This is a genomic window from Roseivirga sp. UBA1976 (assembly GCF_002336325.1).
Classification (GTDB): Bacteria; Bacteroidota; Bacteroidia; order Cytophagales; family Cyclobacteriaceae; genus Roseivirga; species Roseivirga thermotolerans.
Window position 1 is genome coordinate 36776 of sequence record NZ_DDDQ01000166.1, and the last position, 13650, is coordinate 50425.

General features: G+C 43.0%; 13 protein-coding genes. 4 read left to right on the forward strand and 9 right to left on the reverse strand.

All coding sequences use genetic code 11. The annotated features are described in order from the left end of the window. Position 1 precedes the first annotated feature (1 nt). A complete protein-coding gene (locus B3763_RS17320; protein WP_286748127.1) occupies positions 2-547 on the forward strand; it encodes a hypothetical protein in 546 nt (181 codons plus the stop codon). A 130-nt stretch (positions 548-677) separates the two neighbouring features. Beyond that, positions 678-1115, forward strand: a complete 438-nt coding sequence (locus B3763_RS17325) for a BLUF domain-containing protein (protein ID WP_189630874.1) — start codon at positions 678-680, stop codon at positions 1113-1115. Here the strand turns inward: B3763_RS17325 and B3763_RS17330 are convergent. The 3 genes from B3763_RS17330 to smc form a co-directional block, all read right to left on the reverse strand. Continuing rightward, on the reverse strand, positions 1112-1954 hold the full coding sequence (locus tag B3763_RS17330) for a cyanophycinase (RefSeq protein WP_286748128.1): 843 nt from the start codon (positions 1952-1954) through the stop codon (positions 1112-1114). The genes B3763_RS17325 and B3763_RS17330 overlap by 4 nt on opposite strands. Then, a complete protein-coding gene (locus B3763_RS17335) occupies positions 1951-2571 on the reverse strand; it encodes an SGNH/GDSL hydrolase family protein (protein WP_286748129.1) in 621 nt (206 codons plus the stop codon). Before B3763_RS17335 ends, B3763_RS17330 begins: the two co-directional genes overlap by 4 nt. Before the next feature lie 84 nt (positions 2572-2655). After that, positions 2656-6186 (reverse strand): chromosome segregation protein SMC, encoded by a 3531-nt coding sequence (smc, locus tag B3763_RS17340; RefSeq protein ID WP_286748130.1) that lies wholly within the window; start codon positions 6184-6186, stop codon positions 2656-2658. A gap of 179 nt (positions 6187-6365) precedes the next feature. Between smc and B3763_RS17345 the strand changes: the two genes are divergently transcribed. Further along, the gene (locus B3763_RS17345) at positions 6366-6851 is read left to right on the forward strand and encodes a hypothetical protein (protein ID WP_286748131.1); all 486 of its coding nucleotides are present in this window, start codon (positions 6366-6368) and stop codon (positions 6849-6851) included. Here B3763_RS17345 and B3763_RS17350 read toward each other — a convergent pair. From B3763_RS17350 to B3763_RS17360, 3 genes are all read right to left on the reverse strand, one after another. Then, positions 6848-8140 (reverse strand): M56 family metallopeptidase, encoded by a 1293-nt coding sequence (locus B3763_RS17350; protein ID WP_286748132.1) that lies wholly within the window; start codon positions 8138-8140, stop codon positions 6848-6850. The genes B3763_RS17345 and B3763_RS17350 overlap by 4 nt on opposite strands. Then, positions 8141-8521, reverse strand: a complete 381-nt coding sequence (locus B3763_RS17355; RefSeq protein WP_189630880.1) for a BlaI/MecI/CopY family transcriptional regulator — start codon at positions 8519-8521, stop codon at positions 8141-8143. It lies immediately after the preceding gene. Between the two features lie 82 nt (positions 8522-8603). After that, positions 8604-9263: a DUF4159 domain-containing protein gene (locus tag B3763_RS17360; RefSeq protein WP_286748133.1), complete on the reverse strand. Its 660-nt coding sequence runs from the start codon at positions 9261-9263 to the stop codon at positions 8604-8606. Positions 9264-9352: 89 nt separating this feature from the next. Between B3763_RS17360 and B3763_RS17365 the strand changes: the two genes are divergently transcribed. Then, a complete protein-coding gene (locus B3763_RS17365) occupies positions 9353-10000 on the forward strand; it encodes an NUDIX hydrolase (protein ID WP_229838698.1) in 648 nt (215 codons plus the stop codon). On the opposite strand, the gene B3763_RS17370 is transcribed toward B3763_RS17365, so the two are convergent. The 3 genes from B3763_RS17370 to B3763_RS17380 all read right to left on the reverse strand — a co-directional run bounded on the left by B3763_RS17370 (position 9987) and on the right by B3763_RS17380 (position 13533). Then, the gene (locus tag B3763_RS17370; RefSeq protein WP_189630882.1) at positions 9987-10376 is read right to left on the reverse strand and encodes a RidA family protein; all 390 of its coding nucleotides are present in this window, start codon (positions 10374-10376) and stop codon (positions 9987-9989) included. The two genes, B3763_RS17365 and B3763_RS17370, sit on opposite strands and share 14 nt — an antisense overlap. Beyond that, entirely contained in the window at positions 10373-12829 is a 2457-nt protein-coding gene (locus B3763_RS17375; protein ID WP_189630883.1) for a hybrid sensor histidine kinase/response regulator, read from the reverse strand. Before B3763_RS17375 ends, B3763_RS17370 begins: the two co-directional genes overlap by 4 nt. A gap of 116 nt (positions 12830-12945) precedes the next feature. Then, positions 12946-13533, reverse strand: coding sequence for a TIGR00730 family Rossman fold protein (locus B3763_RS17380; RefSeq protein WP_189630884.1), 588 nt, complete (start codon positions 13531-13533; stop codon positions 12946-12948). Positions 13534-13650 lie beyond the last annotated feature (117 nt).

A 13650-nucleotide genomic window follows, 5' to 3' on the forward strand; every position in this document is an offset into this window, starting at 1 on the left:
AATGACCATGAGACTATTGGTCTTAGCATTAGTGTGGGTTTCCCCGTTGTCCGTCAGTGCTCAAGATAGCCTGTTGATAACCGGGAAATCCATTACCATTCAGGGGCAAACTTCGCTCGGTAAATTTGCCTGCACATACTCCGAAATACACCAGCCTAAAGCCGCTTTTATAAGAAATGGCGCCAACCCAATTCCTGTACTTTTTTTAGAATTGCCGATTGAAGATTTTGACTGCGGAAATAAAATACTCAATAAAGATTTCCGTGAAACCCTTAGAGCAGCAGAACATCCGAGTATTGGAATCAGTGTAGACAATTTTCGAAAAATAGAAAACTATTATCTGAGCACTGTAAGCTTGACTTTGGGCGGAAAAGTGTCTGAGCTTTTAGAATTGCGTTTTATTAAGATTGATAAGCATGGAAATACTTATTTAAAATCTGAGTTTAAGCTTAGTACAAGCAGTTTTGAACTTAGCCCTCCTAAAAAACTTTTCGGACTCATTAAATTGAGAGAGACTCTTGAGGTGAGCATTTGCCTTTACTACTAAAATTTTAATTATTCTGGTAATGATTAGGTGAAACACCTATAAGATTCTCGCATTCTATCGCTCTCTTTGTAATTCACCTCTTCCGCATTCAGCCATTCAGACTTTTTAGGGTTTATTAATTTTCAGGGTTATGTTAAAAAGCGTGGTTTATACTAGCTCGGCTAATACCGCGATAAATGAGGAAGTATTAAAAAGCATTTTAAAAGAAAGTGTTCGATACAACAATTCAAGACAAATCTCCGGATTGCTCATTTATCATGATGGTACTTTTCTTCAGGTAATTGAGGGCGATAAAAAGGAGGTTGAAGGATTGTTCAAAAGGATATGTAAAGACGTTCGTCATCGCAATGTGACTATTCTTTTTGAAGAAGATATTGAAGAGCGTGAGTTTGGCGCTTGGGCCATGGCCTTCAAAGAGGTACATGACGAAGATCTTTGCCAGTTGGAAGATTATGTAAAACTAGACGATCTCCATTTTGGTGAGGTGATAAAAGAAGGCGGAGCCAAAAGTATATTGAAAGCTTTTTACGAGATGAACATTTCCAGTGGAGCTCAACACATGTTTTAGTTACCTTCCACTCTTCGGTTCAACATATGGTAACGGGCACCTTTTCTGAGCAGGTGAAACCGCTCTTGCCCGTTGGCGTTTTTCACAAATCGGCCTTCCTTCTGATTCCAATGTGTGCCGTCATACACCAATACATAGCTTTGGCCCAGCACTTCAAATGTATTGCCATGAACCCATATAGCCGTATTTTCATCAATAGAAAGCCCCAGTAAATCAGGGTATTGTTTCAGAATTTCAAACATGTCGAACTGTCGGTTTCTCGCCAACGTATGCTGATCGATGGCTACGTTTTCAATAAAGGCAAAGCCTTTTTCATGGTCACCCATCATTATAGTATTGGTTTTGCTATCTCCTCGGGCAAGGTAGGAGCCTTGTATGGTAGCTCCAGCCGATGAACCGGCTATGACGCCTCCGCGGTCGAGCAGTGCATGCAGTTTACCTTCTACCTTAGTGCCAAGGTAAGCATCGGCCAGCCTCCATTGCCGTCCTCCCGGAAAGTATACCCCGGTTGCCTCATCTAACACGGCTGCAAAGTCTTCGGTATCGGCTATTTTAGGGTCGGTGGTGTGGAGTATACTCACCTTGCCTACACCTCTGCGTTGCCATTGGGCGGTAATTCTCTCTTTAGCCGCTTGGTCTACATCATAGCCTCCTGCGGTTGGAATAACCACTATATGAGCTTTTGAGCCACCGGCCAGTGCAATAAACTTATTATATACGGAGGTATCGGCAAGGGCTCCTCCGGCAATAATCAGGTGGCCTTTTTCAGGCCCGGTGGTTTGGCCAACTAAATGCAGGCAAGCACTAAGGGCTAACACATAGAGCAGAGTGCGCCTCATTTCTTCAACAATTTCTTAACGTCCTTTTCAATCAGGTCTACCCATTGGCTATACATTTTTCCGGAAGGGTGGAGGTTATCCGGTGCAACCAGTTCCTTGTCTTTGTCGGCTTTTCTGGAAATAGGAGTAATGTTGAAATACTTTACTCCGTATTTCTTGCATATCTGTTGAGATACTTCGTTGTAGGCATCCAACTCCCGTGCAATTTGCTCAGCTTTGGCAGCCCCAAAAGGTGTTTTGCCATAATCGGGGATAGAAAGAACGAAAACGCGCTTTTTCTTACCTCCGGCCAGCTCAATGGCCATTTGTAGTAGTTCTTCAAACTCAGGAGCAAAGCTTTCTACACTGCGGCCCTGGTATTGATTGTTTACCCCAATTAGCAGCGAAACCATGTCGTATTGAGGTAAAAGCTCAGCGTCTTTTTCAATAGCCGCTTTCAGTTCATCGGTTCTCCAGCCTGTGGTGGCAATTATTTTTGGTGGGGCAAGGGTAAATCCGTTCTCATTAAGGCGTTTTGTCAATTGTACCGGCCAGCGTTGGTTTTCATCTACACTTTCTCCAATAGTGTAAGAGTCGCCAAGGGCCAAATAGTGGAGTTGAGATTCTTGATTCTTCATGGGGGTAAAGGTTGAGCCAGTGACCATAAATAAGGCTATTATACAGAGTGAAATACTTTTCATAGGCGGTTTGATCCTTTGTTGTTAATCGGCCAGTTCTCTAAGGTCTACAGGAACGACTTTTGAAACACCTTGTTCAATCATGGTAATACCATAGATGATATCGGTAGCAGCCATCGTCCGTTTGTTGTGGGTTACAATAATAAACTGCGATTCGGCTGAAAATTTCTTGATGATATTGTTGAACTTATCAATGTTCGCATCGTCCAGAGGGGCATCTACCTCATCGAAAATACAGAAAGGGGCCGGTTTAAGGAGGTAAATAGAGAAGAGAAGCGAGGTGGCTGTTAGTGTTTTTTCTCCTCCCGACAACTGGTTGATAGTAAGAGGGCGTTTGCCTTTTGGCTTAGCCATAATTTCTATTTCAGACTCCAGCGGGTTGGAAGGGTCTACCAGTTTCAGGTCACAATCGTCTTCTTCAGTAAACAGTGAGCGGAAAACGTTGACAAAGTTTTCTTTGATCTTGCCAAAGGCATCCAAGAAGGTGTCACGGGCAACTGTGTCAATTTCATCAATGGTCTGCAACAACGAATCTTTGGCCTCAATCAGATCATTCTTTTGTTCGGTTATGAAGGTGTGACGCTCTTTAATTTCATCGTAGGCTTCCATGGCCATAGGGTTGATTGGGCCAATGCGTTCAATTTTTTCGCGTAGTTTGAGCACTCCCTGTTCAATTTCTTCAACCGCGCGGTCATCAGGTTCGGCCTCTTCTCTCAGCACAGCATCAAGGTCTACTTTAAACTCTACCGACAGTCGTTCCTTTACAGCACTCAGCTCAAGTTTGGTTTCATTGAGCTTGTTTTGCTGTTCCATAATGAGCGTATCGGCCAGCTCTCTTTTATGGCGTAGTTCTCTCAGTGTTTTTTCGGCTACATCAATATCGCCTCGTTGTGCGTAGTAGTCTTTTTCGGCCTCATTTACTCCTTTTTCTATAGCCTCTTTTTCATCATACATGGCAATGAGCTCATCCTCATTGTTTTCTGAAGTATCGATGAGTTTTCTTATCTCCAGTTCGTTTTTCTCCAGCTCTTCCTGGTTTTTGGCAATGCGCTGCTTGCTGCTTTCAAAAGCAGTTTGTTTGTAACTTATTTCCTGCTTTATGGATTCTACCCGGTTTTGCTTTTGATGAAAAACGATGTTCTTATCGTTAAAGGCCTGTGATTTTTCAGACAGTCGTTGAGACTCTGTTTTGGCTCTTGCTTCCAACTCGGCAATACTTGCCTCTATTTCCTCAAAAACAGCTTCTTCATCTTCCACTTGTGGACGCAGGTCTTCTAACTGGGTGGTTAGTCGTTCAATGCCCTTGACTATTTCTTCTTTGCGATTGGCATGGCTGGAGAGCATTTGAGAGAGCTGTTCTTTCCGTGTTTTTACGGAAATATACTCTTCATTGATTAGGTTGAATTCGCGCTGAAGTTCTTCTATTTCTGATTTAAAAGAGTTGGATTTAAGTCTGGCCAGTTCCTGCTGTTTTTGGTCGAGCCGATCTTTGATATCAACGCTTTTTGCTTCGAGCTCTTTAATTGTTTTTTGAAGCTTTTCAAGGTTTTTGGCTCTACCTATTCTTTTTCCTTCAAAGAGGCCTACCGAACCTCCTGAAACGCTGAATCTTCTTTTGGTGTACTTGCCGCTTTCTGTAATAAAAATAGCGTGCTCATCCATAGGAATATCTCCGGGGCCACCTTTTACTATGTATACATTTTCCAGAATGTAGCCTATAAGCCGCCTGTATTTGGGATCATATTCAACGATTTCGGTAGCCGGTATGGCATTATCGTAAAGTCTGGAAGGAGGAGCTTCATATTTATCGAATGCATCGAGCACAAAGAAGTTGGCTTTGCCTTTTGATGCATCGCTAAGAATATTTACTGCTTCGAAAGCCTGACGCTCAGTGTCTACTATGTAGTAGTTCATGTAGCCCTCCAGATAGTTCTCAATGGTTACCCTATACTTATCGTCACAGGCAATGATGTCGGAGAGTAGGGGAGCATTCTTATTCCAGTTTGCTTTCTTTTTGAGAAACTTGATGGCTTCCGGAAAACCTTCCAGATTTTCTACCAACGATTTGGTAAGGTTGTATTCGTTGCGTTTACTATCGAGTTTACGGCCTACCTGAGTCATTTCATCGCGCACCATGTCTATGGTTTCGCTGGTGTCTTGGATGGCCTTCAGGTGTCTTTCTTCTTCGGCTTTACGCTTTTGCAAGAGGGCTCCTTTTTCATCGCGCTGTTCTTCCAGTAGGGTCAGCTTCTCGTCAAAGCGGTCGAGCGTTTCAGATTGTTCCGAACTATCGGTTTCGGTCTTTTCAAACTCCGATTTCAGTGTTTGGAGCTGAATTTCCTTGATCTCAATGTCTTTCTTAAGATTGAACAGGCGCTCTCTCTTGGAGGTGAAACTCTTGCGTTGTTCTTCGAAAGCGAGTTGAGCATTTTGGGCCACTTCTTTCTGTTCGGCATATATCTTTTCCAGCGAACGCACCTCTTGCTCAATGATGCCCAGTTCTTTACTGGCTACTTCCAGTTCGTTTTGGAGGCTTTCGAGACTAAAAGAGGCCCTGTCGTTGCTTTTCTTGTCGGCTTCGAGTTGCTCTCGGAGGTTATCACTTTTGTCTTCCAGAAAAGTGAGCCTCTCGTTTTTAATCTTGCGCTCGCTCTCAAACTGTCTGATTTTATTGACATGTTCGTTGAGGGTACGCTGCCGTGAAGCAAGTAGTTTTTCTTTGGTTATGAGGTCGGTTTTGCCTTTTTCTATCTGAGCTTCCTGGCTGGCGATCATTTGATTGATTTCCAGCTTTCGGTCTTGCTCTTGCTGAATGGTTTTTTCCAGTTGTTTGAAGCGGTTCGATTTTTCTGCTACCGTTTTTCTAGCCAGCGCAACGCTCTCAATTTTGTATTCATCTTTAAGCCGATAGTACTTCTCGGCCTGCTTGGCCTGCTTTTCCAACGACTTAAGGTTTTTCTCTATTTCAAAAAGCAAGTCTTCAACCCTGTCCAGGTCATCGTCAGTATCCTTCAGTTTTTTGAGGGTTTCTTTCTTTCTGGTTTTGAACTTGGAGATACCGGCTGCTTCTTCGAAAAGAGCTCTGCGAGAGTTGTCTTTGTCGTTCAGAATGTCGTCTACCATTTTCAGTTCAATGATTGCATAGCTATTGGATGCTATACCGGTGTCCATGAACAGATTGGTAATGTCTTTGAGGCGGCAGCTTATACCGTTAAGAAGGTACTCACTTTCTCCTGAGCGATAGTATCGCCTGGTAATCGTAACTTCGGTATATTCAGTAGGAAGAAGGTTTTTTGTGTTTTTAAATGTGAGAGATACTTCTGCCAGCTGCGTGGGCTTGCGTTTTTTTGTGCCATTGAAAATGATGTTCTCCATCTTTTCTGAACGGAGCATCCGGGTTTTTTGCTCGCCCAAAACCCACCGAATTGAGTCTACCACGTTGGATTTACCGCAGCCATTGGGGCCAACAATGCCGGTAATGCCTTCATCGAAGTTAATGATGACCTTATCGCCAAAACTTTTAAACCCTTTTATTTCTAGCTTGGTAAGTTGCATGAACTGATATGCCTCAAAAAATTAGAGTAGCTAGCAAAATTAAAATTAACACCGACAATTCAGTGGTAATGCGTAAAAAAATGCAGAGAGTTTCGTTGGCCAGGGTGGCATTGTCTGCTGCATGGCTTTTGTAGTTGTCTCTGGCATATTTGCCCCAATTTGCTAGCTTTGCTATTGTCATGGATTTCGACTTCGGCACCTTACTTTACATTGTTTTGGCGGTAATCTATTTTATTGTTCAGTCGGGCAGTAAAAACAAGAAGAAGCGTTCAAACCAAAGAGGTGAGCAAGAGGCCTATGAGCCCAGGGAATCGAATAAGCGAAGACCTACTTTCGAGGAATTATTGGCCGAGTTTACAGGCCAGCAGCCTCAGAAAGATCCTGAACCAATAGTTGAGCCGGTAAAGCCCGTGGTTGTAGAAAATGCTTCGCAAAGCAGGCGTTCGGTTTATGAAATTGCCCAGGAAAAGTCTGCTCAAAGGAAGAGGGAAGCTGAATTAGAGGTTCAGCGCATACAATCAAAAACCAGCGATCATCTAAAAGGATATGAGTTAGAGGAAGAAGAGGAACAAACGGAGTCTTCTTATGCTACTATGTTTGAAAACCTGGACGATGTAAAGAAGGCCTTTGTAGCTTCAGAAATATTCCGAAGAAAGTACCACTAAGACTTTTTAAACTCAATTGGCAGTTTGATCACTGAAGTAACGGCATTGCCGTTGGCTTTAGCGGGTTTCCATCGGCTGGAGCGCTGGAGCGCATTAATAATAGCTTTTTCAGTATCGAAGCCCAGGCGGTTGTGGAATTTAAGGTTTTGAATAGCACCCAATTGGTTTACCTCAAACGATACTAAAACTTCTCCTTCAGTGTTGGCTACCTTGGCTGCTTCAGGATACTCAATGCTTTCTTCCAGCATCTGCTTCCAGTTTTCAATGCCAATTTCGGGCATAGGAACTTCCTGCATGCTATTGGCTAATGGTTCTATGGTGTAGTTTTTTACATTTACCTGTTCTACAGGCAGTGCCTCAAAAGAGAAAATAAAGAACAACAAGGCCATCACTGGTACGGGGATGAGCAGTTTCATGTAGTTGGTTCGGGCTACTTTCTTCATCATGTCTAACCGCTTGAGGGTTTTATTTTTACCGAAGTAGCTACCGTATTTAAGTCCCATTTTATTGAACACCGTAGAAACCAGCAAGTGCGCGTACTGGCTATGACCGGTTTTGCTTACCACAGCATGGTCTGCCGCATACTCATGAACTTCCTCTAGCAGTTGCTTGTACAGATATACAAGCGGGTTGAACCAAAAAATAATCTTTAATACCTCAATGAATATGATGTCAAAGGAGTGTTTTTGGTCAATATGAGCTCTTTCGTGAGCGATTATTTGCTCTTTTTGCTCCTCGGTATGCTCCTGAGAATTGTCCCAGAAAAGGTAATTGAAGAAAGAGAAGGTGGGCATAGTGCCATCGGTGCTCACCAGAAAATAGTTGTCTTTAAACCGAGTGTTGTGTCGTTTATACCAAATTACCTCTTTGAAAGAGCGTATTTGAATAAAGAGTTTCAGCAAGCCGTATACAACGCCTGTAACATAGAGCATAAGCAGTGCTTCCCACCATAGTAAGAAGGGCCTTTCCGATTGGGCCGTAATTGTATAGGAGTAGGCCTTTTCGGCTTCAATGATTGGTTCGCTACCTACTCCGTTGCCAAACTGATGAATGGAATTGAAGAACCCCGGAGTGGTTGCAGGGTCGTAAGAAAATTCCATGAGAGGGAAAGACACTGACAAGAATAGGGCAGCCAACAGATAGAACCGGTTGTATTGAAAGCTTTTATCGTTTCTGAAAAAGAAATGATATAGCAGATAGAGAATAGCCAGACAAGTGGCTGATTCAATCAGGTAGATCACTCCTTCATTGAGCGATTCCAATAGTTCTACTGTTGGGTGCTTTTTCATTTATTGTTCTTGCTCTTCAGTGTCTAAATCACTTTTTACGTGCTTCATCAAAGACTCAAAGTCTTGAATATCCATTTCATTTTCTTTGGCAAAGAAGGACACCAATTTTTGGAACGATCCTCCAAAGTAGCCTCCTAAAAAGTTCTTTAAGTAGAAGTTACTATAAGACTTCTTGTCTACTATAGGAAAGTACTCATGGGTTTTTCCATAAGCTTTGTAGCCTACAAATCCTTTCTTTTCTAATATTCTTATTATGGTAGATACCGTGTTGTATGCGGGCTTGGGTTCAGGCATTTTGGCCAAAACGTCTTTTACAAAGCCTTGTTCTATTTCCCACAGTATCTGCATCACTTGCTCTTCAGCCTTAGTTAATTCCTTCATATCGCAAACATTATTACATACATAATGATCAATTATACAACTATCCGAGTAGTTTTCAAACTAATAGGTTAGTTTATTTTTTTCAGAGTTGAGTAAAGGCATAAGCTATAAGATTGGCTCCCATTTGCAGGGCTTTTCTTCTTACTTCTTCCGGGTCGTTATGAATCCGTTGGTCTTCCCAGCCATTGCCTAAATCCGACTCGTAGGAATAGAAGCACACCAGTTTGCCCTCATAAATCAAGCCAAAGCCCTGGGCGGGTTTGTTATCGTGCTCGTGAATTTTGGGTAGCCCCTGCGGAAACTCAAACTTTTGCTTATACACCGGGTGGTCGTGTGGTAGTTCCACAAATTCAAGCTCTGGAAATACCTTTTTCATCTCTAGTCTGATGTAGGCATTAAGACCATAATTATCATCAATATGGAGAAAGCCCCCCGAGGTAAGGTATTTTCGGAGGTTTTCGGCTTCTGAAGCACTAAAAACTACATTGCCATGCCCGGTCATATATATAAATGAATAGTCGAAGAGTTCGGGGCTGCCAACTTGCACTACCGCATCGCGCTCATCGATGTTGGTACCCAGTTGTTCATTACAAAATTTGGCCAAATTGGGCAGAGCCGTTTTATTGGCATACCAGTCGCCACCACCTCCATATTGAAGTTTTGCTATTTTGAGTGGCTCTGATTGCCCATGGGCATTAACACTCAATAGAAGGATAAAAAGAAGACCAATTGTCTTTTGCATGAATTTTTGGAGTTGTCTTTACTTGGAACGATTAATTAGAGGTACAGTTTATTATTTTACAGCATCAAAAACCAGTAATAGTTTAGGAAGTGACCCGTAAAGGTTTTGAAAGTTTTGTGGAGCAATTGAAACTGCGGTTGGCCGAACCTCTGCCGGGCAAAAAGGCGCAAGTAGAAATGGCCCCGCGGCCCATAGACGAAAGACGCTTTAATGAAAATCCGGAAAGGCCACCCAGAAAGGGTGGAGTAATGGTGCTTCTGTACCCTGATGAAGGAAGAATTCATGTTCCTTTAATGAAAAGGCCGGTATATAATGGCACCCATAGCGGCCAGGTAAGTTTTCCGGGTGGAGCCTGGGAACCTATGGACATAGACCTAACGCACACGGCACTCCGAGAAACAGAAGAGGAAATTGGTATTCCGCAATCGGCAATTGAAGTACTGGGGCACTTGTCTGAGTTGTTTATTATTGCCAGTAACTTTAAAGTTTTGCCAACCATTGGGGTGGTATACGAAAAACCAAACTTCATTCCTGATCCCATAGAGGTGGCGCGCGTGTTGCCCATGTCGCTGGATGTACTGTACAACGAGGAACAGCGGAAAGTTAAAACCATGAAATTCCCACCATTCACCATTCATTCTCCCTACTACGATGTGCATGGCGAGGTGGTATGGGGTGCCACGGCTATGATGCTTAGTGAACTAGCCGCAATAATGGAGCAGCTTATTCGGAAATAATGGCTGTGGCTTCTATTTCAACCAGGTACTTGTCATCAATAAACCGTGAAACCTGAACCATGGTGGTGCAGGGTTTTATATGGCCGAATGCTTCCTGATGTGCCCTTCCGATGGCTTCCCATTGTGTAATATCGGTAACAAACATGCGCGTACGCACCACGTCTTCCATACGGGCACCGGCTTGTTCTAAAACGCCTCGTATCTTTTGCAGGGCAAATTTGGCTTGTAAGTAAGGATCGTTTCCGCCAACCAATTCGCCTTTGTCATCGGCTACAGTGCCGGTAACTTCAACTACGTTGCCCACCCGCACAGCTCTGGAGTAGCCTACAACGTCTTCCCAGGGGCTTCCACTGCTGTAGTTTGTTCTTTTACTCATGACTTATTTACAATGTGTTTTAAAATCTTTCGGTACAACTCGTTGGGTTCGAATGGTTTTTGTACAAGAGTAAGAAAGGGCGAATTGGAGAACTCTTCTTCAAACTCTGAAGTAAGGTAGCCACTCATGGCAATGAGTGGGGTGGCGCTGTTCTTAATCTCAATCTTTCGGATAAGCTCGGCCGCAGCAAAACCCGAAAGAGGTTTCATTTCTATGTCCATTAGCACCAGGTCGTACTCGTTTTGCTTACACTTCTCTACGGCTATTTGTCCATCGCTGGCCTCCTCAAACTGGGCGTTCCAGTTAACCAACAGCCTTTTAAGTACCAGCCTGTTCATGTCGTTATCATCCACTACCAAAACCTTCTTCTGTTTTAGGTCTTTGTCGCGGGTTTGATCCTGAAGATTGACCATGTCAAAAGCCTGATTGATTTTAAAGGACACACTAAAGGAGAGCTGGGTGCCTTCTTCTTCGGCCGATTCAATACGTATTTCGCTTTGCATGAGGCGAAGCAATTTTTGAGTAATGGAAAGTCCTAAACCTGTACCGCCATACTGTCTTGTGGTTTCATTACCAGCCTGTTCATATTCTTCGAAGATCGTTTTCAGCTTGTCTTTGGGTATCCCAATACCCGTATCATTAACCTCAAAGTTTACGGTGGCCACATCGTCTTTCAGGCCTTCCAGGCTGGCTTTAATGTGTACGTGCCCCTCATGCGTGAATTTGATGGCATTACCAATAAGGTTGTTAAAGATTTGAGTAAGGCGCGTGGGGTCGCCAATCACCCTGTCCGGCATATGCTCACCAATTTCTACGAGTAAGTCTATTCCCTGGCTTCTCGCTTTGTATTTAAAGCTATCGCGAATGTTGCGTAGTAGGTCTATTATGGAGAACTCAATAGACTCCAACACCAGTTTGTTGGCTTCAATCTTATTATAATCGAGCACATCGTTGATGAGTGAATGCAAGCCTTCGGCAGAAAATTTCAGTGCATCGATGTATTCCTGCATTTCTGCATCTTCATTATCCATTTCCATGATGTGGCTCAGGCTGATAATGGCATTGAGCGGGGTTCTAATTTCATGGCTCATTACAGAAAGAAATTCCGACTTAGCCTTAGTGGCTCTTTCTGCCTCTTCGCGAGCAATTTCCAGTGCCTTGTTTTGTTTTTTGATTACCTGAGTTCGGGCAGCTACCAATTCGGTGAGTTCCTGATTGATGTTGAGTTGTAGGCGTTCGTTGTTCTTTAATTGTAAAATAAGCGACCGCTGAGTTATTTCATGGTTTTCGTAATCGCGTTTCAGTTTATGACTTATGCCCAGCGAGAAAGCAATGAGTTCTACAATAAGCCCTGCCTGAACATAAACCGGCACATCGTTAGAGATACCGGTGGCTCGAGAAATAGCCGAAATAAGTACTCCTAATAACATAAGAAAAGTGCCAAGAGTAAAGTACCTGATAATGAGTGTAGACTTTCTGTTAATGGCAATGAGGAACACAATGCCAAAAACGGCCAACACTATCATGGCGTAGATCATTATCTCAACGCTGTTGTGAATGTCTCTGGTTATCCAAAAATAGACGCACACCAAAATAAAGGCCAGGGAAGCAGTCCGGCTCACCCATATGAGGGTGTTGTTCCATTGCGGGTGTGTTTTTCGGAGTTCGAGAAACTCTTTAGCAAACATAAAATAGGCTGCTGCGCTCAGTATAGGTAGCACCCACAAAATGGGTAGTGGGTCTGGCGTTTCCGGGTGAAACCAAATTTCTATAATACCATATACCTGCAGAAAATAGATAAAATTGAGCAGGGCATAGAAGGCAAAGTAGATGAAGACGTTTTGCTTGGTGTAGCCAAAAAGAAAGCAGGAGATGAGCATGATTACCAGCAACAATCCGCTAAACATCCCTTCGAAAAGGTTAATGCTTTCTTTCTTCCTGGTCCATTCCAAATAAGGCTCAAGGCTGGCCCTAAGGTCTATGGGCATGTTATCGGCACTCTGCACTTTCACATACACATGAGCAGTTTTTTGCGGGGGAATGTCCAACAGTACCTTGGTGGTATAACCTTGTGGTATGCTTCTGCTTTTGGCAGCAAACTTATAGCCCGTTCGCTGCTCAGTCATTACACTGTCTATGAGAATGTAATAGGTTTCGAAAGGATTGCTTCCCCCTCGCAGTAAGTGACTCAACCGTTCGTTCGATCGGTTTTGCACCTGATAATACAGCCAGTAAGTACCTTCTTTATTAAAGCGTGTAATAAAACTGCTTTCCAGAAAGTCTTCGGGGGCCATGTTCCGGATATCGTCAATATCCAGGCTATTGGTTTCATCGGTGTAGACCAAAATACGCTGTGGATCCAGTGTCTGGCTTTTGTGCTCATTAAAAATGTGGAGGTTATTGAAAAAAGCCGGCTCGCCTATTAAAGGGGTTGAAGCCCCCCATAGTAGCATGAATGTAATTAAGTACAGTAATTTGACTAACCTCATCAATAGATCTAGTAAAGTGCTAGATTCTTTCTGGCCTGCAAATTACAATTATGAATTTTAAGATGAAGCAATTGCACAAATTATGCTTGCGCAAATTTAATTGCATCGTTCGACCAGGGTGCGCTGCTTTGAATAGCTTCCAGCACTTTAGCCGGGTCTGTAAATTCAGTCCAGATTTCTCTATGTCTTTCTCCCATAAAACCTTCCTCAATAGCCTTGTTAAGCATGTTAAGCAAGGGATCGTAGTACCCGTCCAGGTTGAGAATGACTATTGGTTTTGTAAAAATGCCCAGGCGTTTTAGGGTTATGGCCTCCATGAGTTCCTCAAAGGTTCCACAACCTCCGGGTAAGGTAATGAGTGCATCTACACCAACCATAAACTGTTTTTTGCGCTCGTGCATATCGGCAGTAAAAATAAACTCATTCACATCTTTGTGATGAAACTCTACCTCTTTCATAAAATGAGGCATAATACCAATTACTCTGCCTTTTTCTTCCAGAATAGTATCGGCCAATTGACCCATAAGCCCCCGGGCACCACCGCCATAAACCACTGTAGTGTTGTTTTTCACCAAGGCTTTGGCCACCACTTTGGTAGCTTCGAAATACTTCGTGTCAATTTTTTCGCTCGAAGCGCAATACACACAAACCTTCTTGATTTTTTGCATCTTCTACAATTCCAATTTGCGGGGTACAATGTATGGAAAATGTCTAAAAAAATGATACATCCGTTGGAATGATTCGACAATGATTGACAATCTATTTTTCATATTTTAACCAAACAT